This window comes from Pimelobacter simplex (genome assembly GCF_024662235.1).
In the GTDB taxonomy this organism is placed as follows: domain Bacteria; phylum Actinomycetota; class Actinomycetes; order Propionibacteriales; family Nocardioidaceae; genus Nocardioides.
On sequence record NZ_CP096276.1, the window covers coordinates 311,976 to 335,201 of the forward strand.

Below are 23,226 nucleotides of genomic sequence, written 5' to 3' on the forward strand. Positions count from 1 at the left end.
GCTCGTGCCGGCTTCTGCTTTGCTCGGCACATGCGCGACCCGGACCCGGGGCTGCCCTTCGGCGCCCACGTGTTCGTCGATGAGACGAAGGCCGGCGACTACGTGATGGTGGCGACGTGGGTGCCGTCAGCCCAGGTCGCTCATACTCGGCGGCGCCTCCGTGCGCTCCTTCGGCCGCGCCAAGCGCGCCTGCACTTCCAGAAGATGAACCGCGCGGACCGTCATCGCGCGATCGAGCTCATCGCGGGGCTGGAGGTCTCGGCGGTGGTCTACCGCTCGCCGCTCAGGGACGCCCGAAGCGCTCGATGCGCCTTGCTGGAGACGATCCTCGGCGATGCAGGGGACTCCCGCGCCAGGCGCGTGGTGATCGAGCGGGACGACGCATCGCTCGGGCTCGATCTGGCGGTCGCCAGGGCGACCGCCATGCCCGACGACCCGGTCGTCACGCACCTGCGCAGCGTGGACGAGCCGCTGCTGTGGGTGAGCGATGCGGCCGCGTGGTGTGTCCACCGCGGCGGCGAGTGGCGCACCAAGGTCGCACCAGTTCTGCGTGAGAGGCCGAGCGGAGACAAGGCTGAGCGGAAGAAAAAGAGCGAACCCGGTTAGGCTGCCGATGAAGGGCAGACTGCCGGGTTCGGGTCTAGGCTAGGTGGCGTCGGGCTTCCGGGCAAGGCCGATTCCGGGCCTGGGGGCTCAGCGGACCTCGATGCCCGCCCCCGCGACCGTGTGCCCGATCACCGGGTACCCCGGCACCTCGCCGACCACGAGCAGCCCACCCGACGTCTGCGCGTCCGCGAGCAGCAGCAGGTCGTCCTCACCCACCCCGGGACCCACCGAGAGGTGCGGCCGGACCCAGTCGAGGTTGCGGCGGGTGCCGCCCGACACGTAGCCGGCGGCCAGTGCGGCGCGGGCGCCGTCGACGAGCGGGACCGAGGCGAGGTCGATCACTGCGCCGACGCCGGAGGCGCGGCAGAGCTTGTGGAGGTGGCCGAGGAGGCCGAAGCCGGTGACGTCGGTGGCGGCCCGGGCGCCCGCGGCCAGCGCCGCGACCGAGGCGTCGCGGTTGAGGGAGGCCATCAGCTCGACGGCGTGCGCGAAGACCTCGCCGGTCTGCTTGTGCCGGTTGTTGAGCAGGCCGACGCCGATCGGCTTGGTGAGGGTCAGGGGCAGGCCGGCGACGGCGGCGTCGTTGCGCAGCAGGCGGTCGGGGTGGGCGGTGCCGGTGACGGCCATGCCGTACTTCGGCTCGGGGTCGTCGATGGTGTGGCCGCCGATGACGGGGCAGCCGGCGAGGGTGGCGACGTCGAGGCCGCCGCGGAGGACCTCGCGCATGAGCTCCCTCGGCAGTACGTCGCGCGGCCAGCCCATGAGGTTGATCGCGACGACCGGCGTACCGCCCATGGCGTAGACGTCGGAGAGCGCGTTGGCGGCGGCGATCCGGCCCCAGTCGTAGGCGTCGTCGACGACGGGGGTGAAGAAGTCGGCGGTCGAGAGGACGGCCAGGTCCTCCCGCACCCGTACGGCGGCCGCGTCGTCGCCGTCGTCCACCCCGACCAGGATGTCGGGCCCGCTCTGGCCGACCAGGTCGCGGACCGCGTCCTCGAGCTCGCCCGGCGGGATCTTGCACGCGCACCCACCCCCGTGCGCATAGCTCGTCAGGCGACCGACCTCGGCGGGTGCAGACATGGCCCGAGCCTACGGGGAACTAAGTTGGGTCCCGGCGGGGAGGCGTATGGGTTCCTGGTGGGCCCCCCGGTCTTCAAAACCGAGGAGGCCGAGCAGCTCGGTCTGGCGGGTTCGATTCCCGTCCGCCTCCGCCACGAGCCGACCAGGAGGACCGGTGAACCAGGACGACCCGCGGCGCCGGATCCCGCGCACCGACCACCTGCTCGCGCTGGTCCGCGACGTGCAGCAGCAGGCGCGCGCGGGGCTCATCGCGCCCGAGGACGTCGAGGCCGCCGTGCTCGCCCGCGCCCGCACCCGAGCCCGGGCGAGCGCGACCACCCTGCGTCCGGTGCTCAACGCGACCGGCGTCGTCGTCCACACCAACCTCGGCCGCGCGCCGCTCGGCCCGGCCGCCGTCGAGGCGCTCGTCACCGCCGCCGGGTACGTCGACGTCGAGCTCGACCTCGCGACCGGAGCCCGGTCGAAGCGGGGCGTCCAGGCGCGCGCGGCGCTGCGGGCCGCCTGCCCGCAGGCCGAGGACGCGCTCGTGGTCAACAACGGCGCCGCGGCGTTGGTGCTCGCCACCACCGCGCTCGCCGCGGGCCGCGAGGTGGTGGTCAGCCGCGGCGAGATGGTGGAGATCGGGGCCGGGTTCCGGCTGCCCGACCTCATCGCGTCGGCCGGTGCGCGGCTGCGGGAGGTCGGGGCGACCAACCGGACCCACCTGCGCGACTACGTCGACGCGATCGGGCCCGACACCGGGTGCGTGCTCAAGGTGCATCCCAGCAACTTCCGGGTCGAGGGCTTCACCAGCGAGGTCTCGCTCGCCGAGCTGCGCGGGGCCGTCGGCGACCTGCCGGTGGTGGCCGACCTCGGCAGCGGGCTGCTCCACCCCGACCCGGCGCTGCCCGACGAGCCGGACGCCACGACCGCGCTGCGCGCGGGCGCGGACCTGGTCGTCGCCAGCGGCGACAAGCTCCTCGGCGGGCCGCAGGCCGGTCTCCTGCTCGGGTCCGGGCGGCTGATCGAGCGGCTGGCGACGCACCCGTTGGCGCGGGCGGTCCGCGTCGACAAGCTGACCCTGGCCGCGCTCGAGGCCACGCTGACCGGTCCGCCGTCGCCGGTCTCGGCGGCGCTGCACGCCGACCCCGCCGACCTGCGGCGCCGCACGGAGCGTCTCGGCGCCGCTCTCGACGTCCCGGTGGTCGCTCACGACGGCCGGGTCGGCGGGGGAGGGGCGCCCGGCGTACCGCTGCCGGGGTGGGCCCTCCGGCTCCCCGAGGCGACGGCCGTGCGGCTCCGGACCGGTGAGCCCGCGGTGCTGGCGCGGGTCCACGACGGTGCCTGCCTGGTCGACCTGCGCTGCGTCCCGGAGACCGACGACCACCGGCTCCTGGCCGCCCTGCGTCGCGCGCTCGAAGCCCACTGATGGCGTACGTCGTCGCGACCGCCGGCCACGTCGACCACGGCAAGAGCACCCTGGTCCGCGCGCTGACCGGTATCGAGCCGGACCGCTGGGCCGAGGAGCGCCGCCGCGGGCTGACCATCGACCTCGGCTATGCCTGGACGACACTGCCCAGTGGCGCGCACGTCGCGTTCGTCGACGTGCCGGGGCACCAGCGGTTCGTCGGCAACATGCTGGCCGGGCTGGGGCCGGCGCCGGTGGTGCTGTTCGTCGTCGCGGCCGACGAGGGCTGGCGGGCCCAGAGCGACGAGCACCGCGACGCGGTCGCCGCGCTCGGGATCGACCGGGGCGTGGTCGCGCTGACCCGTGGCGACCGGGCCACGCCGGAGCAGCTCGCGGCCGCACGGGCGCAGGTCCGCGAGGGACTGGCCGGCACCGGCCTGCACGACGCACCCGTCGTCGCGGTCTCCGCGGTCACCGGCGCCGGGATGCCGGACCTGGTCGCCGCGCTCGACGACGTCCTCGCCCGGGCGCCCGCGCCGGCCGCCGGCCGGCTGCGCCTGTGGGTCGACCGCTCGTTCAGCGTCGCCGGCGCGGGCACCGTCGTCACCGGCACGCTCGCCACCGGGACGATCGCGGTCGGCGACGAGCTCGAGCTCCTCGGCCCGTACGGCGCCCGCCCCGCCACCGTGCGCCGGATCGAGAGCGAGGGCGGTCCCCGCGACCGCGCCGAGCCCGTACGACGGGTCGCGCTCAACCTGCGCGGCCCCGCCGCCGACGAGGTCGGCCGCGGTGACGCCGTGGTCGCGCCCGGCACCTGGCGGACCTCCGCGCTGGTCGACGTCCGCCGCACGAGCGGGCCGGACGGTCCGCTGCCCGGGCAGCTGCGGCTGCACGTGGGCACCGCAGCGGTACCGGTACGGGTGCGGCCGCTCGACGACGACCACCGGCACCTGCGGCTGCGCCTGGACCACCCGCTGCCGCTGGCGCCCGGCGACCGCCTCGTGCTGCGCGGCCCCGGCAGCGGCCGAGTCTCCGGTGCCGTCGTGCTCGACACGGACCCGCCGGAGCTGCGGCGGCGGGGGGATGCCGCCCGGCGCGCGGACGCACTGGCGACCCGCGGCCCGGACGGCGACCTGGCGGCCGAGGTGGCGCGGCGCGGCGCCGTACCGGTGGCGGAGCTGCGGCTGCTGGGCCTGGTCGCCGACCTGTCCGCCGAGCCGCCCGCCGGCGTCCTCGCCGAGCACGGCTGGTGGGTCGACGCGACGGCCTGCGCCGGGTGGGCCGACCGGCTGGCGCGCGCGGTCGCGGCCCGCCACGAGCAGGACCCGCTGGCGATCGGGCTCTCGCGCGGCGCGGTGCGCGACGCGGCCGGCGTACCGGCCGACGAGCTGGTCGACCTCGTGGTGCGCATGGCAGGTCTGGTCGCCGAGGGCGGCTTCGTCCGCGCGGCCGACCGCCCCGCGGGGCTGGGCCCGGCGGAGGCTGCGGTGGCCGAGGTCGAGCGGCGCCTCGCCGCGGACCCGTTCGCCGCGCCCGAGGCCGACGACCTGACCCGGCTGGGCCTGGGGCCGCGCGAGCTGGCGGCGGCCGAGCGGCAGGGCCGGCTGCTGCGGGTGGCGCCGGCGATCGTGCTGCTGCCGACCGCCCCGGCGCGCGCGATGCGGGTGCTGGCCGGCCTCGACCAGCCGTTCACGACGAGCGCCGCCCGCCAGGCGCTCGGGACGACGCGGCGCGTGCTCATCCCGCTGCTGGAGCACCTCGACGAGCGCGGCTGGACCCGCCGGGTCGACGGGGGCGCCGCGCGCGAGGTCGTGCGCTAGAAGATCCGCTCGGGCAGCGTCTCCGCGACCGGCAGGCCGGCCTCGGCCCAGGCCGCGAAGCCGCCCTCGACGTCGGTCGCGCCGACCAGGCCGAGCGCCTGGAGCCGGGCCGCGGCGAGGGACGAGCTGAACCCCTCCTGGCAGAACACGACGGGCCGGATCCCCGGCGCGGCCAGGGTGCTGCGCCACGGGCTCGTCGGGTCCAGCCGCCACTCCAGGATCGTCAGGTCGATGGGGAACGACCCGGGCGGGGCGCCGAAGCGCTCGCGCTGGTCCTCCCGTCGTATGTCAACCAGGAGGGCGCCGTCCTGCTGCGCGGCGTACGCGTCGGCGGGCGTGAGCCGGTCGAGGCCGCCGCGGGCCTCGGCGAGCAGCCGGGAGATGGTCGGCTCGGTGATGACGATCACCCGGTGAAGAGCTGTGTCGCGGCCTTGACGGCGTTGTAGAGGCCGTAGACCAGGGGAAGCCCGACGATGGTCCAGGCGACCGCGACCCGGGCGGCCTGGCGGGGGTGCTCGTTCATGCGATCTCCTCGTGGAAGCGCTCGGCGACGGGACGGATGAGCAGGTTGGCGACGAAACCGACGGCCAGTACTCCCACCATGATGTACAACGCGGGCCGGTAGTCGCCGGCGAGCAGGACTTCGGAGCCTCCACCGACGCTGCGGGCCTCGCGGCTGTCGAGGACGCCGTTGACGATGACCGGTCCGAGCACTCCCGCTGTCGACCACGCGGTCAGCAGCCGGCCGTGGATGGCACCGACCTGGTAGGTGCCGAACAGGTCGCGCAGGTAGGCGGGCGCCGTCGCGAAACCGCCGCCGTAGTAGGAGATGATCACCGCGCACAGGACGACGAACAGCGGTGTCGAGCGTGAGCCGACCGTGGCGAGCAGTACGTAGAGGATGATGCCGACGCCGAGGTACATCACGTAGGTGTTCTTGCGGCCGAGGTAGTCCGACGCCGTCGACCACGCGAGCCGTCCCCCCATGTTGGCCAGCGACAGCAGGCCGACGAAGCCGGCGGCGACCACGGCGGTGACCGCGGACGTGGCCGGGTCGGCGGCGTCGCGGAAGAAGTCCTGGATCATCTCGGCGGCCTGCTCGAGGATGCCGATACCGGCGGTCACGTTGCAGAGCAGCACGGTCCACAACAGCCAGAACTGCGGCGTCTTGATGGCGTTGGCCGCCGACACGCTGGCCGTGGTGACCATCGGCCTGGCCGCGATCGTCGCGGGATCGAAGCCGGCCGGCGTCCACCCGGTCGCCGGCACGCGGACGGTGAACACACCGAACATCATCACGACGAAGTAGGCGACGCCGAGGGTCAGGAAGAGCTTCATGACGGCGTCGCCGTCGGGGTGCGCGCCGCCGAAGCGGGCGAGGAGCTCGCGGGAGAGGGGAGCCGCCACCATGGCGCCGCCGCCGAAGCCCATGATCGCCATGCCGGTGGCCAGGCCCGGCCGGTCGGGGAACCACTTGATGAGCGTGGAGACCGGCGAGATGTAGCCGAGGCCGAGGCCGATGCCGCCGATCACGCCGTAGCCGAGGTAGACCAGCCACAGCTGCTCGGTGCCGATGCCGAGCGCGGCGACGAGGAAGCCTGCGCTCCAGCAGCAGGCGGCGGTGAACATCGTGCGCCGCGGCCCGACCCGGTCGACCCAGGTGCCGAACAGCGCCGCGGAGACGCCGAGCATGACGATCGCGATCGAGAAGATGAACCCGATCGCCGTCAGGCTGGTGTCGAAGTGCTGGACGAGGACGTCCTTGTAGACGCTCGTCGCGTAGACCTGGCCGATGCACAGGTGGATGGCGAGTGCGGCCGGCGGGATCAGCCACCGGCTGTAGCCCGCCGGGGCGACCGTGTGGTCGCGGTCAAGGAACGAGAGCGCGCGCACGCGCACCTCCTCAGGTCGACGTCAGGGAGCAGGGGTCGACCAGGGAGGGGCTCCCGGACGCCCGACGCGACCTTAGGAAGCGTGCCGGGGCGCGGTCAAAGAGGATCCGTCGATCGGGTGAGAAACGTCGATCATCAGTGGCCGGGGACCTGGGCGAGCAGCGCCGCGAGATCGACCTCGCGCGCGGTCTCGACGAGGGCCTGGGCCAGCAGCGACTCCGGTCCGTGCCCGGCGAGCACGAGACCCACCTGGTGGCTGCGTCGCGGGGTGGGCAGCGGGATCGCCCGCAGCCCCTCGGGTACGCCGAACGTCGGCAGCCACGCGTGCGGCACCACGCTGCACAGGCCCATCGATGCGACGTGGGCGTAGAGCGCCGAGACGGTGTCGGTCTCGACGACGACGTGCGCGGTCCGGCCGGTGTCGGCGAGGTGGCCGTCGACGATCCGGCGGTTCTGCATGTCGCCGGTCAGCAGGCACAGGGGAGAGCGGGCGGCGTCGTCCCAGGTGACCGACGTCTTCGCGCCGTGCTCGCCATCGGCGGGGGTGAGCAGCAGGTAGCGCTCGCGGTAGAGCGGGATCACCCGGACCTGACCGAGGGGCTCGCCGTCGACGTACGTCATGCCGACGTCGAGCTCGAAGTCGTTGACCCCGCGCACGATCTCGCGCGAGGACATCGACAGCAGCCGGATGCCGACCAGCGGGTGCCGCTCGCGCACGGGCGTGGTCAGCAGCGGCGAGACGGTCAGCGCCGTCGGGATCGCGCCGATGCGCAGCGTGCCGGTCAGGCCCGCGTGCATCGTGGCGATGGTCTGGTCGAGGGTCGCGCGCTCGGCCAGCATCCGCTGCGCCCACCGCAGCACCTCGGCGCCCTCGTTGGTGAATCCCTCGAACCGCTGACCCCGTCGGACGACCTGGACGCCGAGCTCGCGCTCCAGCTTGCGGATCCCCGCCGACAGCGCGGGCTGCGTGACGTGGCAGGCCTCGGCGGCCCGGCCGAAGTGCTCCTCGCGCGCGAGCGCCGCGAGGTACTCCAACCGGCGCAGCAGCATGGGACATGAGTACCACGTGCCGGTCACTACGCTGAGCCGCATGGCAGCCAGCCCCGACCCCACCCGGCGTCCGCGCCTGGTCGCCACCGCGCTCCCACGGCTGCTCTCCGCGCTCGTCACCGGTGTCGCCGTCGCCGGCGCCGGATGGCTGCTGTCCGCGGTCGAGATCGGCGTGCTCACGGGGGTCGCCACCGCCGGCGCCGTGTACGTCGTCCTCGGCTGGGTGGTGCTCTGGCCGATGGACGCCGCCGCGACCCGCGCCAACGCCACCCACGAGGACCTCCGGCCCGCCGCCGACGAGGTCGCGGTCGCCTGCGCCGCCGTCGGCGGACTGGTGGGCGTGGTCATGCTGCTCGTCGCCGGCAACGGCGACACCAAGGACGCCGCCGCGGCCCTCGCCCTCGCCGCCGTCGCGATGGCCTGGGCGTCGGTGCACTTCATGTACGCCACGCGATACGCGCACCTCTACTACTCCGACACCCCCGGTGGCATCGACTTCAACACCAACGAGGCGCCGGCGTTCCGGGACTTCCTCTACTTCAGCTACAACCTCGGGATGACCTACCAGGTCTCCGACACCGCGGTGCAGAGCTCGGCGATCCGGGCGGTCGTGCTGCGGCACTGCCTGATCGCGTACGTGTTCGGCGCGGCGATCATCGCGACGACGATCAACCTGGTGGTGGGGATCGTCGCGACCTAGGACGCCCTAGATGTCCTCGAACGACCCGCCGCGCCCCTTGCCCGCCGCGAACCGCCCCGCCCCGTCGACCCCGTCGGCGGCGAGCGAGACCATGCCGATGGCGAGCTCGCGGTGCAGGGCGGTCTCCTCGGTGTCGCCCCACTGGGCGCGCGCGGCCTGACGGTCGCCGCGCAGGCAGGTCTGGGGCATGCGCGCGATCTCCCGGGCCAGGACGACGGCCGCCTCGCGCGCCGTACCGCGGGGGACAACGCGGTTGACGAGGCCGAAGGACAGCGCCTCGTGGGCGTCGACCGGACGGCCGGTGAGGATGAGGTCCATGGCCCGGCTGTGGCCGATCAGGCGGGGGAGGCGGACGGTGCCGCCGTCGATGAGAGGGACGCCCCAGCGGCGGCAGAAGACGCCGAGGGTGGCGTCCTCGTCGGCGACGCGCAGGTCGCACCAGACGGCGAGCTCGAGGCCGCCGGCGACGGCGTGGCCGTGGATCGCGGCGATGACGGGCTTGGACAGGTCCATCCGGGTGGGGCCCATGGGGCCGTCGCCCTCGGGGGAGACGCGGTTGCCGGCGGCGGTGCCGACGGCCTTGAGGTTGGCGCCGGCGCAGAACGACGGGCCCTCGCCCGCCAGGACGGCGACCTTGGCGTCGGAGGCCTCGAACGTGCGGAAGGCGGCGGCGAGCTCGGCGGCCATCGGGCCGTCGACGGCGTTGTGCCGCTCGGGGCGGTTCATCACGACGACCATGACGTCGCCGTCGGCCTCGTGCTCGATGCGGACGTCGTTCACCGGGACTCCTCCCACAGGGGCTGGCGCAGGGCGCGGCGCAGGATCTTGCCGACCGCGGACTTGGGGATGGCGTCGACGAAGCGGACGCTCTTGGGAGCCTTGTGGGCGGCGATCCGGCCGCGGACGTGCTCGATGAGCTCGGCCTCGTCGGCTGTCGTACCGGGGCGGAGGGTGACGAAGGCGGTGACCGCCTCGACCCACTTGTCGTCGGGGGCGCCGACGACGGCGCACTCGGCGACGGCCGGGTGCGAGGACAGGGCGTCCTCGACCTCGCGCGGGTAGACGTTGTAGCCGCCGGTGATGATCATGTCGCTGGTCCGGTCGACCAGGTGCAGGTAGCCGCGCTCGTCGAAGCGGGCCAGGTCGCGGGTGCGCAGCCAGCCGTCGTCGGTCAGCGAGCGGGCGTTGAGCTCGTCGGCCTCGAAGTAGCCGTGCATCCGGAACGGCGCCTTGAGCGCGATCTCGCCGATCTCGCCGGGGCCGACCGGGGCGCCGTCCTCGTCGACGAGGCGCAGCTCGACGTCGGTCGCGGGCATCCCGCAGGCGCCCCACAGGGTGGGGTCGGCGTGGGCGTGCTCGTCGAGAACGGCGATGCAGAGCGGGGCCTCGGTCTGGCCGTAGTACTGGGTGAGGATCGGGCCGAAGACCTCGATCGAGCGCTCCAGCACCGGGCGCGGCATCGGGCTGGCGCCGTAGATGACCTTGCGCAGCGAGGTGAGGTCGGCGCCGTCGAGGACGCCGGAGCCGTGGAGCATCGCGAACATCGTCGGCACCAGGTTGATCTCGGTGGCGCGGTGGCGTGCGATCGCCGCGACGAAGGACGCCGGCTCGAAGCCGGGCAGGATCGCCGAGGCGCCGCCGCGGACCCAGTAGGGCAGCACGAACGTGCCGCTGGCGTGGACCAGCGAGGCGGCGTGGAGCATCACCGAGTCGGGCTGCGGGTCGAGCAGGTTGGCCAGGATGTTGCTGCAGATCGCGCCGTAGCTGGCCTGGGTGTGGATGACGGCCTTGAGCTTGCCGGTGGTGCCGGAGGTGTAGAGCAGCAGCGTCGGGTCGTCCTCGGCCAGGACGACGTCGGGCTCGCCGACCGGCTCGGCGACGGGAGCGAGGAGGTCGGCGAGGGCGTACGCGCGCAGCCCGGGCACGCGCTCGGCGAGCTCGGCCGCGCGATCGGTGAGCGCGGCGTCGGCGACCACGACGGTGGCGTGCGAGCCGGTGACCATGTCCGCGTGCTCGTCGAGGGAGAGGCGCGCGTTGAGCGGCACCCGGACCAGGCCGGCCTTGATCGCGGCGAACTCCATCGGCACCGAGTCGAGCCCGTTGTTGACGAGGAGCGCGACGTGGGTGCCCTTGGTGACGCCGTGGGCGGCGAGGTGGTGGGCGATCAGGTTGGCGCGCCGGTCGACCTCGGCGTACGTCAGCGAGTCGTCGCCGAAGTACAGCGCGGTGCGCTCGGGGAAGGCGGCGGCGCCGCGACGGACAAGGCTGGCGGCCAGGGCCATGGGGGTGTCTCCTCGCACTGGAAATGAAAACAGACTGTATGGTCTGTTTTGTGCCTGCGAGGATTCTGCCCGTGGAAGCGGCCCGACGTCAATCACGTGCCCTGCGGACCCGGGAGCAGATCCTGGCGGCGGCGGTCGAGGTCATGGTCGGGCACGGGTACGCCGGCCTGACCATGCAGCGGGTCCAGACCCAGGCGGGCGTCACCCGCGGCGCGCTGACCCACCACTTCGCCTCGATGCGCGAGCTCGCCGTGGCCGCGGTCGACTACGTCGCCCAGGCCCAGGGCGCGGAGATCCAGGAGGCGACCGCCGGCGCCGGACCGGCCGCGCTGATCGAGGTGCTGCACGAGGTGACCCGCCGCCCGACGTACGTCGCGGGGCTCGAGCTGTGGGTCGCCGCCCGCACCGACCGCGAGCTGCGCGAGGCGCTGCGGCCCGGCGCGCGCGAGCTCGGCCGCCGGCTGCGCGAGCCGCTGCAGGCGCTGGTCGGGGACCTCGGCGACGAGCGCCTGGAGGTGTTCGCCGACGGCCTCCTGTCGCTGCTGCGCGGACTCGCCGTCGGTGGTGTGCTGCGCGACCGGCCGGCGCTGGAGAAGGCGGTGCTCGGGGCGTGGCTGGCGGCGTTCGGGGCTCAGGCGACGACCGGCGCCGGCTCCGGGTAGGCGGCGGCGACCAGCTCGTCCACCGCTTCGGTCCAGGTACGCCGCAGCGCCCGCTCCCGCCCGGCCGCGCCGAGCAGCCCGCGGCGCGGGTCCGCCGCGACCGCGGCCACGGCGCGGGCCAGGTCGCGCGGGTCGGCCGGGTCGTAGAGGACGCCGGTCTCCAGGTGTGCGACGACGCTCGGCGCGCCGCCCGCGCGCGGCGCGACGACGGGGACGCCGGAGGCGCCCGCCTCGCGCAGGGCGTGGCAGTCGGTCTCGTGCTCGCCCGGGTGGACCAGGACGTCCAGGGTGGGCAGCGCGACGGTCAGGTCGCCGATCGCGAGCGGACCGGTGAAGCGGGCGTGGGGCAGGCGGCGGGCGAGCCACTCGCGGTCGGGACCGGCGCCGATCACCACGACCCGGATGCCGGGGACGTCGGCGAGCGCGGCCAGGCGGCGTACGCCGGCGGGCTTGTGGAGGCCGCCGACGTAGCCGACGACGACCTTGCCGTCCCCGGTCTGCGAGGACTTGGCCTTGGACCACGAGCGGTGCAGCCACGGGTCGCGCAGCGTGGGGGAGAAGGCCAGCGGATCGACCCCGGGCTCCCAGAGGCCGGCGTCGACGCCGAGCTCGGCGGCCCGCTCGACCATCCACGGCGAGGTGACGACCACCCGGTCGGCGCGCTCGGCGACCTTGGCGCGCCAGTAGTCCGCGGCGAGGTCGAGCACGGGGGACTGCTCCACCGCCAGCGTCGGTACGCCGGCGCGCGCGGCGTGCTTGAGCGCCTTGCGCCCCACCGCCCGCGGCGAGTGGGCCTGGACCAGGTCGGGCGCGAAGCTCTCGACGGCCTCGCGCACCTGCGCCCCGGTCGGCTCCAGCGGCCGCACCCGGACGACATCGCACCCGCGGTAGGTCGTGAGCCCGGGCCCCGGCGCGAGGATCCGGACGGCGTGCCCGCGGTCGACCAGCCGGTCGACGGTCGCCTTGAGCGTGGTCGTGGTGCTGTCGACGGCCGGGTAGAAGGACTCGGTGGCCAGGACGATCCGCATGCCTCCACGGTGGGCCGCGGACATGGCGCGACCTCACCGTCCGGGTGGCCGGGCGGTGAACGCTCAGGCGTCCTTGGGTGCCACGGTGCGCGGCGGCAGGTCGCCCTCCTCGATCGCCCGGGCGACGTCCTGGATCCGCCGGCCGCTCTCGCCCCAGCTGCCCGAGGGAGCGTCCCACCAGATGCTGAAGCCGCGCCGGGCCTCGATCGTCCAGTGCGCGCCGAACGCGACCCGGACCAGCGTCGCGAACGGGACCAGCAGGAGCAGCAGCAGGAACTCCAGCGCGACGAACAGCCCCAGCAGGATGAACGGCAGCGCGATGATCAGCAGGATGATCGCCAGCACGGCGCTGATCGGGTCGTCGCCGAGCCCGTTGCCCCAGTCGAGCGGGCCCGCGTCGGCGTCCACGCCCTTGAGCCGGCGGCGCCACGGCACCCACCGGCGGGTCACGCGCCAGGTCTGGCCCTCGGGGTCACGCACCTTCACGCGGGGAAGCGTAGAGGTTCGCCGGCGGCGCGTCCCCGTTCTCGATCGACCGGGCGAGGGCGTGGATCCGGAGCCGGCTGGCGGCCCAGTCGCCGGCCTCCTCCTCCCAGTGCGGCCGGAAGCCGATCCGCGCCTCGACCCACCACGACCGGCCGAACCAGACGCGGGCGAGGGCGACGACGGGCAGCAGCAGGGCGAGCAGGAGCGCCTCGAGCGCGAAGACCACCACGATGAGCAGCAGGGGGAGGACGACCAGGCCGACGACGAACACCACGAGGCAGCTGATCGGGTCGTCGCCCCCGACCAGCAGGTCCGGGTCGACCTTGCGGCGGCGCAGCCGCCACGGCACCCACCGGCGGGTCACCCGCCAGGTCCGCCCCTGCGGATCACGCACCTTCACGCGGGCAACCTATCGTTCGCTCGGTCGGGACATTTGTCACACCAGGGTGACGAGGGCCTCGCCACGGATAGGCTTGGCCCTCGTGACTGACTCGCCCCTGACGCTGGCGCAGCCCGAAGACGCGCACACGCGCGCCGAATGGGAGGCCGCCACCGCCGCCGTGCTGCGCAAGACGCGCAAGCTCGGCGACAGCGACCCCGACAGCGCCGTGTGGGACAAGCTGACCCGCACCACCCTCGACGGCATCGCCGTGACCCCGCTCGGCCTGCCCGGTGGCGCCGTGAGCGCCGTACGCCCGGCCCGCCAGGGCGCCTGGGACATCCGCAGCCTGGTCGCGGACCCCGACGCCAAGGCGGCCAACGAGGCGGCGCTGGTCGACCTCGACGGCGGCGTGACGAGCCTGTGGCTCGGCGCCGACGAGAGCACCGACGTCGCGGCGACGCTCAAGGACGTGCTGCTCGACCTGGCGCCCGTCGTCCTCGACGCGCCGTCGGCGACGACCGCGGTGGCCGAGGCGTTCCTCGCGCTGCCCGGGGCCAAGCACCCCGACAGCAACCTCGGGATCGACCCGCTCGGCGTCATGTTGCGCGAGATCCCGCTCGCCGTGGACGAGGCGGTCGCCGAGCTGCAGACGCTGGCCCGCAAGGCCGACCAGCACGACATCCGGGCGATCGTCGTCGACGCGACCGCGGCCCACGACCTCGGCGCGAGCGACGCCCAGGAGCTCGGCTGGTCGATCGCGGTCGGCGTGGCCTACCTGCGCTGGCTGACCGACCACGGTCTGTCCGTGGCCGACGCCGCGCACCAGGTCGAGTTCCGCTACGCCGCGACCGACGAGCAGTTCCCGACGATCGCCAAGCTCCGCGCGGCCCGCGTCCTGTGGAGCCGCGTCCTCGAGCTCAGCGGCGTCGAGACCGCGGTCGCGCAGCGCCAGCACGCCGTCACCAGCCGGCCGATGCTCAGCAAGTACGACCCCTACGTCAACATGCTCCGCGGCACCGTGGCGGCCTTCGCCGCCGGTGTCGGCGGCGCCGACGCGGTCACCGTGCTGCCCTTCGACAGCGCCAACGGCCGTCCCGACGGCTTCGGCCGCCGGATCGCGCGCAACGTCAACCACCTGCTCATCGACGAGTCCCACGTCGCCGCGGTCGCCGACCCCGCCGGCGGTGCGTACGCCGTCGAGCAGCTCACCGCCGACCTGGCCGCGGCCGGCTGGGCGGAGTTCCAGCAGCTCGAGACCGAGTGGGAGAGCGGCCACGACTTCGACCCGTTCCGGGCCCGCATCGCGGCCGTGGTCGAGCGGCGCGAGACCGACATCGCCCGCCGCAAGCTCCCGCTGACCGGGGTCAGCGAGTTCCCGAACCTCACCGAGACGCTGCCCGAGCGCGCCGCGGACCCGCTCAACGACCGGGTCCGCCGCTACGGCGCCTCGTTCGAGGCGCTGCGCGACGAGCCCGCCGCGGCACCGGTCTTCCTGGCCACCCTCGGCACCGTCGCCCAGCACACCGCCCGGGCCACGTTCGTCAGCAACCTGTTCGCGGCCGGCGGCATCGCGGTCGAGGTCGCGGGCCCGACCGCGGGCGTCGACGAGCTCGTCGCGGCGTACGCCGGGCAGCGCGTCGTGTGCCTGGCCGGCACCGACGCGGCCTACGACGAGTGGGGCACGGCGGCCGCCGAGGCCCTGCGCGCCGCCGGCGCGACCCGCGTGATCATCGCGGGCAAGGCCGTGGACTTCACCGACGACAGCGCGGCGATGGGTGTCGACGCGCTCGCGTTCCTCAACCGCACGCGGGAGGCGATCAAGTGAGCGACAACGACGGAGCGAGGAACGAGCTCGGCGGCGTTGGCCGCGAGCGCGGGAGCGGCGGGAGCGAAGCGAGCGCAGGCACTCGCATGAGCATTCCGAAGAGCTTCGCGGGTCTCCCGCTGGCCTCCGACGGAACCGCGGCGGCCGCGCCGTCCGTCCCGGCCGGCGAGCCGTGGCGCAGCCCCGAGGGCATCGACGTCCAGACGTCCTACGGTCCGGCCGACGTCGCCGGCCTCGACGCGCTCGACACCTTCCCGGGCCTGAGCCCGTTCCTGCGCGGGCCGTACCCGACGATGTACACGACCCAGCCGTGGACCATCCGCCAGTACGCCGGCTTCTCCACCGCCGAGGAGTCCAACGCCTTCTACCGCCGCAACCTCGCGGCCGGCCAGAAGGGCCTCTCGGTCGCCTTCGACCTGGCCACCCACCGCGGCTACGACTCCGACCACCCGCGGGTGCGCGGTGACGTCGGCATGGCGGGCGTGGCGATCGACTCGATCTACGACACCCGGACCCTGTTCGACGGCATCCCGCTCGACCAGATGTCGGTGTCGATGACGATGAACGGCGCCGTGCTGCCCGTCCTCGCGCTCTACATCGCCGCGGCCGAGGAGCAGGGGGTGAAGCCGGAGCAGCTCAGCGGGACCATCCAGAACGACATCCTCAAGGAGTTCATGGTCCGCAACACCTACATCTACCCGCCGGCGCCGTCGATGCGGATCATCTCCGACATCTTCGCCTTCACCAGCCAGCGGATGCCGCGCTTCAACTCGATCTCGATCTCCGGCTACCACATGCAGGAGGCCGGGGCGACCGCCGACCTCGAGCTCGCCTACACGCTCGCCGACGGGGTGGAGTACATCCGCGCCGGCCTCGAGTCGGGCCTGACCATCGACCAGTTCGCGCCGCGGCTGTCGTTCTTCTGGGCGATCGGCATGAACTTCTACATGGAGGTCGCCAAGATGCGCGCGGCCCGGGCGCTGTGGAGCCGGCTGGTGCGCCAGTTCGACCCGCAGAACCCCAAGTCGCTCTCGCTGCGCACCCACAGCCAGACCTCGGGCTGGTCGCTGACCGCGCAGGACGTGTTCAACAACGTCGGCCGCACGGCGATCGAGGCGATGGCCGCGACCCAGGGCCACACCCAGTCGCTGCACACCAACGCGCTGGACGAGGCGATCGCGCTGCCGACCGACTTCTCCGCGCGCATCGCCCGCAACACCCAGCTCCTGCTCCAGCAGGAGTCGGGTACGACCCAGACGATCGACCCCTGGGCCGGCTCGTACTACGTCGAGAAGCTCACCCACGACCTCGCCGAGCGGGCGTGGGCGCACATCCAGGAGGCCGAGGCCGCCGGCGGCATGGCCGCCGCGATCGAGCAGGGCATCCCGAAGATGCGCATCGAGGAGGCCGCCGCCCGGACCCAGGCGCGGATCGACTCGGGCTCGCAGAAGGTCATCGGCGTCAACACCTTCCGGCTGCCGGCCGAGGACCCGCTCGAGGTGCTCAAGGTCGACAACGACGAGGTCTACCGCCAGCAGGTCGCCAAGCTGGAGCGGCTGCGCGCCGAGCGCAACGGCACCGACGTCGAGGCCGCGCTGCACGCGCTGACCCGCAGCGCCGAGAGCGGCGACGGCAACCTGCTCGACCTGGCCGTCTCGGCCGCCCGCGCCAAGGCGACGGTCGGCGAGATCTCCGACGCGATGGAGAAGGTCTACGGCCGGCACCAGGCCGTCATCCGTACCATCAGCGGCGTGTACCGCGACGAGGCCAACCTGGCCAACGACGGCGAGGGCGACTCGCTCGTCGCCCAGGCCCGCACCGCCACCGACGAGTTCGCCGAGGCGGAGGGCCGCCGGCCCCGCATCCTGGTCGCCAAGATGGGCCAGGACGGCCACGACCGCGGCCAGAAGGTCGTCGTGTCGGCCTTCGCCGACCTCGGCTTCGACGTCGACGTGGGCCCGCTGTTCTCCACGCCCGAGGAGGTCGCGCAGCAGGCGATCGACGCCGACGTCCACATCGTCGGGGTCTCGTCGCTGGCCGCCGGTCACCTCACCCTGCTCCCGGCGCTCAAGAGCGCGCTGGCCGCGCAGGGCCGCGACGACATCATGGTCGTCATCGGAGGCGTCATCCCGCCGGACGACGTACCGACCCTCAAGGACATGGGTGCCGCGGCGGTGTTCCTGCCCGGCACGGTGATCGCCGAGTCCGCGCTGGACCTGCTGGCCAAGCTCCGCGCCGAGCTCGACCACTGATGGACGTCGAGCGGCTGCTCGACGGGCTGCGCGCGGGCAACCGCGCCCAGATGGCTCGGGCCATCACGCTCGTCGAGTCGACCGCGCCCCGGCACCGGGCGGCGGCGCGGACGCTCCTGACCGCGCTCGCCACCGACGCCGCCGGTACGACGCCCGCGGTGCGGGTCGGCATCTCCGGCGTCCCCGGCGTCGGCAAGTCGACCTTCATCGAGTCGCTCGGGGTCCAGCTCACCGCGGCCGGGCACAAGGTCGGCGTCCTCGCCGTCGACCCGTCCTCGGTGCGCACCGGCGGCTCGGTGCTCGGTGACAAGACCCGGATGGCCACGCTGGCCGCCGACCCGAACGCGTTCATCCGGCCCTCGCCGTCGGCGGGCACCCTCGGCGGGGTCGCGCGCGCGACCACCCAGGCGATGGCGGTCCTCGAGGCCGGCGGGTACGACGTCGTCCTGGTCGAGACCGTCGGCGTGGGCCAGTCCGAGGTGACCGTGGCCGGCATGGTCGACACCTTCCTCTTCCTCACCCTCGCCCGCACCGGCGACCAGCTCCAGGGCATCAAGAAGGGCATCCTCGAGCTGGCCGACGTGATCGCGGTCAACAAGGCCGACCCCGAGGACCCCGCGCGCGAGCAGGAGGCCCGGGTCGCGGCCCGGGAGCTGGCCGGCGCGCTGCGCCTGGTCCGCGGGCACTCCGAGTGGGCGCCCCCGGTGGTGACCTGCTCCGGGCTCACCGGCGCGCGCGTCGACGAGGTCTGGCAGCAGGTGCTGATGCACCGCGACCACCTCGGTGCCGAGGGGGTCGCGCGCAAGCGCGCCGAGCAGCAGCTCGACTTCACGTGGGCGCTCGTGCGCGACGAGCTCGACCAGCGGCTGCGCCACAACGCGGCGGTCAGATCGGTCCAGGGTGACATACGCTCCGCGGTCCTCGCAGGAGAACTGACCGCCCCGCTGGCCGCCGACCGCCTGCTCGCGGCCTACGACGCCGATCAACCGTAAAATTCGCGGCGTTCGCCGGACAGTCCGCGCGGCCTCGGGTGAGGCTCTCCGGCATGAATCCCCCCCCAGACTGATTCACGTTCTGTCCGCATGCTCCTGGCCGCCGGCGTCGCCGCCGCGGTCACCGGTTCCGTGCTCGCCCCCGCCCAGGCCGCGGCTCCCGCGCCCGGAAAGCCCGTCGCCCAGGGGCTCCTGTCCCCGCTGAGCGTCGCCGTCAACGACAAGGGCCACGTCTACTACACCGAGAACTTCGCCGGGAAGCTGCTGGTGAAGAAGCCCGGCAAGGCGGCCAAGGTGGTCTACACCGCCCAGGGCGAGGTGGGTGGTGTCTCGACCGAGGGCAAGGCCGTCTACTTCATCGTCAACAGCTTGGTGATGAAGCGGACGGCGGCCGGCAAGGTCCGCACGCTCGCCGACCTCGGCGCCTACGAGGCCGCCAAGAACCCCGACCGGGCCTACACCTACGGCGCCGTGGGCATCACGCCCGAGTGCGCCGCGGCGTGGCCGACCGGCGAGGGCGCCCCGCCGCCGGCGAAGTACAACGGCATCGTCGAGTCGCACCCCTATGCCACCGCGGTCGACAAGGGCGTCGTCTACGTCGCCGACGCCGCTTCGAACGCCGTCTACCGGATCCGCGACGGCAAGGTCCGCACGGTCGCCGTCCTGCCGCCCGTCGAGGCGACGATCACCCAGGGCATGGTCGAGAACGCCGGGTTCCCGGAGTGCTCGCTGGGCAAGAGGTTCCGCTTCGAGGGCGTGCCCACCGACGTCGAGGTCGCCGACGGCAAGCTCTACGTCACCGGTCTGCCCGGCGGCCCCGAGGACGGCTCGGTGCCCGGCTCGCTGTTCCGGGTCAACCTCGCCAAGAACAAGCTCAAGCGCATCGCCACCGGCTTCGTGAGCGCCACGGGTGTCGGCGTCGCCGACGACGGCAACATCTACGTCTCCGAGCTGTTCGGCGGCAAGGTCACCCGGATCACCCCGAAGGGCAAGAAGCGCACCTTCGTGCGGACCGCACTGCCCTCGGCGGTCGAGGTGGTCGGCAAGAAGCTCTACGTCACCGAGAACGTGCTGACCGGTCTCAGCGGCCAGCCGGGCGACGTCCCGGCCGGCAAGGTCGTCAAGTACAAGCGCTGAGCGGCCTCCCACGACACCGGGCGGGCGTCCGACCTGAGGTCGGGCGCCCGCCCGTCGCGTCGTACGGCGTAGGTTGGGCCCGTGGAACGTCGTGATGCCGCAGGCCTGCTCGGCCTGGTCGCCGCCGTCGTCGAGAAGCACGACGACGAGCTGGTGGAGCTGCGCCGCGACCTGCACCGCAACCCCGAGCTGTCGTGGTCCGAGCAGCGCACCTGCGACCGGGTGGTCGACCACCTGGAGCGCGCCGGCTGGCAGGTCACCCGGATGCCGCGCAGCGGGGTCGTCGCCGACCTCGGCCAGGGCCCGACCACGGTCGCGTTGCGCGCCGACCTCGACGCCCTGCCGGTCCCCGACCTCAGCGCGCAGGCCTGGCGCAGCACCGTCGAGGGCGTCGCACACGCGTGCGGCCACGACGTGCACACCTCCGCCCTGGTCGGCGCGGGGCACGCGCTCGGCGAGCTCCACGCCCAGGGGCTGCTGCCGGGGCGGGTGCGGCTGCTGTTCCAGCCGGCCGAGGAGGTCATGCCCGGCGGTGCCCAGCACCTCATCAACCACGGCGCGCTCGAGGGCGTCGACCGGATCTTCGCGCTCCACTGCGACCCGTCGGTCGACGTCGGCGCCGTCGGCCTGCGCTCGGGCCCGATCACCAGTGCCGCCGACCGGATCGACGTCCGCCTCGAGGGCAACGGCGGGCACACCTCGCGCCCGCACCTGACCGGCGACCTGACGTTCGCGCTGGCCAAGATCACCAGCGAGCTGCCCGCCGTCCTGAGCCGGCGGATGGATCCGCGCGCCGGCGTCAGCGTCGTGTGGGGGATGCTCCAGGCCGGCTCGGCCGCCAACGTCATCCCCGACCGCGGCATCGCCAGCGGCACCGTCCGGATCCTCGACGCCGAGGCCTGGGCCGCGTGCGAGGCCGTGGTCCGCGAGGCCGTGCTCGACATCGTCCGCCCCTACGGCGTCACCGCGACCGTCGACTACCTCCAGGGCGTGCCGCCCGTGGTCAACGACCGGCTCAGCGTCGCGATGATCGCCTCGGCCGCCGACGACCTGCTCGGCCTGCACCACCGCACCGAGGTCGAGCAGAGCCTCGGCGGCGAGGACTTCGGGTGGTACCTCGAGCACGTCCCCGGCGCGATGTTCCGCCTCGGCACCCGGACGCCGGGCGGCCCGCGCTACGACCTGCACCAGGGCGACTTCGAGGCCGACGAGGCCGCGGTCGGCTTCGGTGCGCGGATGATGGCCGGGGTGGCCGTCAACGCGCTCACGACGTCGAACTAGGGTTTCGTCCGACCCCTTGCTCGGAAGGAATCCACCCATGACCGCGTCCTCGCGCGCCACCCGCGCCCTCGCCACCCTCGCTCCCGCCGCCCTCGTCGCGGGCCTCACCCTCGGCGTCCCGACGCCGGCCCGCGCCGCTGTCGCGGTCGACTGCAGCACCGGCCCGGTGACCCTCACCGAGAGCACCGAGGTCTACACGCTCAGCGGCGCCTGCCGCGACGTCCGGGTCACCGGCAGCAATGTCACCGTCACCCTCGCCAGCGCCACGAGCCTGACGATCACCGGCAGCAACACCCGCGTCGTCGCCTCGGGCGCGCTCGGCCCGGTCCTCGTCAAGGCCGCCAACTCCGCCGTCACCGCTCGCACCGGCACCACGGTCAAGATCAAGGGTGCCAACAACAAGGTCGTCTTCCGCAAGCTCCGCAAGGTCGTCGTGCGCGGCGCCAACAACGTGGTGCGGGTCAAGGCCGGCAAGACGTCGGTCAAGGTGCGCGGTGCCAACAACGTGATCCGGGTGCACAAGCGGGTGCGCTGAGCCCGGCGCTCAGGGCCGCCCGGCCCGGAGCACCCCGCCGACGTACGTCGCCCGGACCTGCAGCGTGCGCACCTTGCGGATCGGCGTGCGGCGCAGGTCGCCCGACAGGATGATCGCGTCGAGCTGCTTGCCCACCGCCAGCGTGCCCGTGCGGCGCTGGAGGCCCAGCAGGTAGGCGGTGTCGGCGGTGTGGATCCGGATGGCGTCGGTCAGGCTGATCCGCTCCCGCGCGTTGAGCGGGCCCTCGTAGCGCCGTACGCCGTTGGTCTCGGGCGCCACCCGGGTCACCGCGACCTGGAGCTGGGCCATCGGGTTGAGGTCCTGGACCGGGAAGTCGGAGCCGTTGGCGAGCCGGGCGCCGGCGCGCAGCATCGAGCGCCAGGGGTACATCCGCTTCCAGCGCTCGACGCCGATGTAGGGCTTGAGCGCGTCCATCGTGTACGGGTCCTTCTCGGCCCACTCGGTCGAGATCGCGGCGACCACGTTGAGCCGGCGGAACCGGGCGTAGTCGGAGGGCGCGACGAGCTGGTCGTGCGCGATGATCCCGGGGATCCGGCGGTTGTCGTTGTGCCGGCGGGCATAGGCGAACGCGTTGAGCGCCTCGCGGGCCGCGCCGTCGCCGATCGCGTGGATGTGCACCTGCCAGCCGGCCTTGTCGAGCGCGGCGACGACCCGGTTGAGGTGCGCCTGCGGCACCCGCAGCGGGCCCTTGGTCGGGCCGGGGACCCACTTGCCGTGCTTGTTCTTGACCCGGTACGGCGCCAGCAGGCGCGCGGTCTGGTTGGGGTACTCGATGACCCCGTCGGCGAAGATCTCGCCCACCGTGGTGATCTTGAAGCCCGGCCCCTCGTAGGTCCGCTTGAGCCGGCGCAGCTCGCGCAGCGTGCCGGGCAGGTCGGCATAGGCCTCGTTGGCGTCGAGGGCGAGCGAGGCGCGCACCCGGCCGGGGAGCTCGTGCCGGTCGGCGAGGTACTTCCACGCCTGCAGGTCGCTCTCCTCGAGCAGCTGCGGCTGGTACGCCGTCAGGCCGCGCGCGGTGACGTAGGCGAGGGTGCGGCGCAGCCCCTCCACCCGCTCGGCCAGCGGAGCCGGCGGGATCTTCGAGGTCACCAGGCCGATCGCCGTGTCCTCCTTGAGGTAGCCGGTGGGCTCCCCGGCGGGATCGCGGACGATCACGCCGCCCTTCGGGTCCGGCGTGTCCTTGGTGATGCCGGCGACGGCGAGGCCGCGGCTGTTGGTGAGCGCGTTGTGGCCGTCGTCGGAGAACACGAAGATCGGCCGGTCGGTGTCGAGCGCGTCGAGCAGTGCCTTCGAGGGCACGGTGCCGGCGGGCTTCATGCCGGGCAGGTCCCAGTTGACGACGCTCAGCCAGTCGTTCGGGCCCTTGCCGGGCTCGGCGTCGAGGCAGTCCTGGATCCGGGCCCGGGTCTCGGCGACGGTGAGGAAGGCGTACTCCAGGTCGCAGGTCGGGAGCTGGGGCGACAGGTGCGCGTGGCCGTCCTGGAAGCCCGGCATCAGGGTGCGCCCGCGCAGGTCGACGACCTCGGTGGCGCGGCCGATGAAGCGCCGGACCCCGGCGTCGGAGCCGACGTAGACGATCCGGCCGTCGCGCACGGCGACGGCCTGGGCGCGCCGGCCGGTCCCGGTCTCGACCGCGCCGTGGCGGAGCACGAGGTCGGCACGGGCGCCGGTGCCGGCGCCGGTGCTGCCGGTGGCGGTGGCGGGGGAGGCCGCGGTGCCCGCGACCGGGAGGGTGACCGCGAGGGCCAGGGCCGCGGCGGTGAGGGTGGTCCGGATGCGCATGCCGGTGAGCCTGAGTGATTAATGCA

22 protein-coding genes and 1 tRNA gene are annotated in these 23,226 nt (G+C 73.8%); 12 read left to right on the top strand and 11 right to left on the bottom strand.

Features of this window, described 5'->3' with window-relative positions:
• Positions 1 to 30: 30 nt before the first annotated feature.
• Positions 31 to 606, top strand: coding sequence for a hypothetical protein (locus M0M48_RS01490; RefSeq protein WP_257754111.1), 576 nt, complete (start codon positions 31 to 33; stop codon positions 604 to 606).
• An 87-nt stretch (positions 607 to 693) separates the two neighbouring features.
• Here the strand turns inward: M0M48_RS01490 and selD are convergent, their stop codons facing one another.
• Positions 694 to 1,686: a selenide, water dikinase SelD gene (gene selD / locus M0M48_RS01495; protein WP_257754112.1), complete on the bottom strand. Its 993-nt coding sequence runs from the start codon at positions 1,684 to 1,686 to the stop codon at positions 694 to 696.
• A gap of 38 nt (positions 1,687 to 1,724) precedes the next feature.
• Between selD and M0M48_RS01500 the strand changes: the two genes are divergently transcribed.
• The 3 genes from M0M48_RS01500 (at position 1,725) to selB (ending at position 4,893) form a co-directional block, all read left to right on the top strand.
• Positions 1,725 to 1,820 (top strand) — tRNA-Sec (locus M0M48_RS01500).
• A 20-nt stretch (positions 1,821 to 1,840) separates the two neighbouring features.
• The gene (gene selA / locus M0M48_RS01505) at positions 1,841 to 3,094 is read left to right on the top strand and encodes an L-seryl-tRNA(Sec) selenium transferase (RefSeq protein WP_257754113.1); all 1,254 of its coding nucleotides are present in this window, start codon (positions 1,841 to 1,843) and stop codon (positions 3,092 to 3,094) included.
• A complete protein-coding gene (selB, locus tag M0M48_RS01510) occupies positions 3,094 to 4,893 on the top strand; it encodes a selenocysteine-specific translation elongation factor (RefSeq protein ID WP_257754114.1) in 1,800 nt (599 codons plus the stop codon). Before selA ends, selB begins: the two co-directional genes overlap by 1 nt.
• Here selB and M0M48_RS01515 read toward each other — a convergent pair.
• From M0M48_RS01515 to M0M48_RS01525, 4 genes are all read right to left on the bottom strand, one after another.
• Entirely contained in the window at positions 4,890 to 5,300 is a 411-nt protein-coding gene (locus M0M48_RS01515; protein WP_257754115.1) for a rhodanese-like domain-containing protein, read from the bottom strand. The genes selB and M0M48_RS01515 overlap by 4 nt on opposite strands.
• A complete protein-coding gene (locus M0M48_RS31145) occupies positions 5,297 to 5,416 on the bottom strand; it encodes an MFS transporter small subunit (protein ID WP_445323398.1) in 120 nt (39 codons plus the stop codon). The genes M0M48_RS01515 and M0M48_RS31145 overlap by 4 nt, the downstream gene beginning before the upstream one ends.
• Positions 5,413 to 6,786 (bottom strand): OFA family MFS transporter, encoded by a 1,374-nt coding sequence (locus tag M0M48_RS01520; protein WP_257754116.1) that lies wholly within the window; start codon positions 6,784 to 6,786, stop codon positions 5,413 to 5,415. Before M0M48_RS01520 ends, M0M48_RS31145 begins: the two co-directional genes overlap by 4 nt.
• 134 nt (positions 6,787 to 6,920) lie before the next feature.
• Entirely contained in the window at positions 6,921 to 7,835 is a 915-nt protein-coding gene (locus M0M48_RS01525) for a LysR family transcriptional regulator (protein ID WP_257754117.1), read from the bottom strand.
• 40 nt (positions 7,836 to 7,875) lie between these two features.
• Here M0M48_RS01525 and M0M48_RS01530 point away from each other — a divergent pair, with 40 nt between their 5' ends.
• A complete protein-coding gene (locus tag M0M48_RS01530) occupies positions 7,876 to 8,535 on the top strand; it encodes a DUF1345 domain-containing protein (RefSeq protein ID WP_257754118.1) in 660 nt (219 codons plus the stop codon).
• Positions 8,536 to 8,541: 6 nt separating this feature from the next.
• Here M0M48_RS01530 and M0M48_RS01535 read toward each other — a convergent pair whose 3' ends face one another.
• Together M0M48_RS01535 and M0M48_RS01540 are read right to left on the bottom strand one after the other, a co-directional pair.
• The gene (locus M0M48_RS01535) at positions 8,542 to 9,315 is read right to left on the bottom strand and encodes a crotonase/enoyl-CoA hydratase family protein (protein WP_257754119.1); all 774 of its coding nucleotides are present in this window, start codon (positions 9,313 to 9,315) and stop codon (positions 8,542 to 8,544) included.
• On the bottom strand, positions 9,312 to 10,817 hold the full coding sequence (locus M0M48_RS01540; protein WP_257754120.1) for a class I adenylate-forming enzyme family protein: 1,506 nt from the start codon (positions 10,815 to 10,817) through the stop codon (positions 9,312 to 9,314). Before M0M48_RS01540 ends, M0M48_RS01535 begins: the two co-directional genes overlap by 4 nt.
• 71 nt (positions 10,818 to 10,888) lie before the next feature.
• Here M0M48_RS01540 and M0M48_RS01545 point away from each other — a divergent pair, with 71 nt between their 5' ends.
• Positions 10,889 to 11,479, top strand: coding sequence for a TetR/AcrR family transcriptional regulator (locus M0M48_RS01545; protein ID WP_257754121.1), 591 nt, complete (start codon positions 10,889 to 10,891; stop codon positions 11,477 to 11,479).
• On the opposite strand, the gene M0M48_RS01550 is transcribed toward M0M48_RS01545, so the two are convergent.
• The 3 genes from M0M48_RS01550 to M0M48_RS01560 form a co-directional block, all read right to left on the bottom strand.
• Entirely contained in the window at positions 11,449 to 12,507 is a 1,059-nt protein-coding gene (locus M0M48_RS01550; RefSeq protein ID WP_257754122.1) for a glycosyltransferase, read from the bottom strand. The genes M0M48_RS01545 and M0M48_RS01550 overlap by 31 nt on opposite strands.
• 63 nt (positions 12,508 to 12,570) lie before the next feature.
• On the bottom strand, positions 12,571 to 12,993 hold the full coding sequence (locus M0M48_RS01555) for a hypothetical protein (protein WP_257754123.1): 423 nt from the start codon (positions 12,991 to 12,993) through the stop codon (positions 12,571 to 12,573).
• A complete protein-coding gene (locus M0M48_RS01560; RefSeq protein ID WP_215816673.1) occupies positions 12,980 to 13,393 on the bottom strand; it encodes a hypothetical protein in 414 nt (137 codons plus the stop codon). The genes M0M48_RS01555 and M0M48_RS01560 overlap by 14 nt, the downstream gene beginning before the upstream one ends.
• 82 nt (positions 13,394 to 13,475) lie before the next feature.
• Between M0M48_RS01560 and M0M48_RS01565 the strand changes: the two genes are divergently transcribed.
• From M0M48_RS01565 to M0M48_RS01590, 6 genes are all read left to right on the top strand, one after another.
• Positions 13,476 to 15,200 carry a methylmalonyl-CoA mutase family protein gene (locus M0M48_RS01565; protein WP_257754124.1) on the top strand — a complete coding sequence of 575 codons (1,725 nt, stop codon included), beginning with the start codon at positions 13,476 to 13,478 and terminating at the stop codon, positions 15,198 to 15,200.
• An 86-nt stretch (positions 15,201 to 15,286) separates the two neighbouring features.
• Complete coding sequence (gene scpA, locus M0M48_RS01570; protein ID WP_257754125.1) at positions 15,287 to 17,452, top strand: methylmalonyl-CoA mutase; 2,166 nt, start codon at positions 15,287 to 15,289, stop codon at positions 17,450 to 17,452.
• Positions 17,452 to 18,444: a methylmalonyl Co-A mutase-associated GTPase MeaB gene (gene meaB, locus M0M48_RS01575; RefSeq protein ID WP_257754126.1), complete on the top strand. Its 993-nt coding sequence runs from the start codon at positions 17,452 to 17,454 to the stop codon at positions 18,442 to 18,444. The genes scpA and meaB overlap by 1 nt, the downstream gene beginning before the upstream one ends.
• A gap of 90 nt (positions 18,445 to 18,534) precedes the next feature.
• Complete coding sequence (locus tag M0M48_RS01580; RefSeq protein ID WP_257754127.1) at positions 18,535 to 19,581, top strand: ScyD/ScyE family protein; 1,047 nt, start codon at positions 18,535 to 18,537, stop codon at positions 19,579 to 19,581.
• Between the two features lie 81 nt (positions 19,582 to 19,662).
• Positions 19,663 to 20,862 (top strand): amidohydrolase, encoded by a 1,200-nt coding sequence (locus M0M48_RS01585; protein ID WP_257754128.1) that lies wholly within the window; start codon positions 19,663 to 19,665, stop codon positions 20,860 to 20,862.
• A gap of 37 nt (positions 20,863 to 20,899) precedes the next feature.
• On the top strand, positions 20,900 to 21,397 hold the full coding sequence (locus M0M48_RS01590) for a DUF3060 domain-containing protein (protein WP_257754129.1): 498 nt from the start codon (positions 20,900 to 20,902) through the stop codon (positions 21,395 to 21,397).
• A 9-nt stretch (positions 21,398 to 21,406) separates the two neighbouring features.
• On the opposite strand, the gene M0M48_RS01595 is transcribed toward M0M48_RS01590, so the two are convergent.
• Entirely contained in the window at positions 21,407 to 23,200 is a 1,794-nt protein-coding gene (locus M0M48_RS01595) for an amidohydrolase (protein ID WP_257754130.1), read from the bottom strand.
• Positions 23,201 to 23,226: the final 26 nt, after the last annotated feature.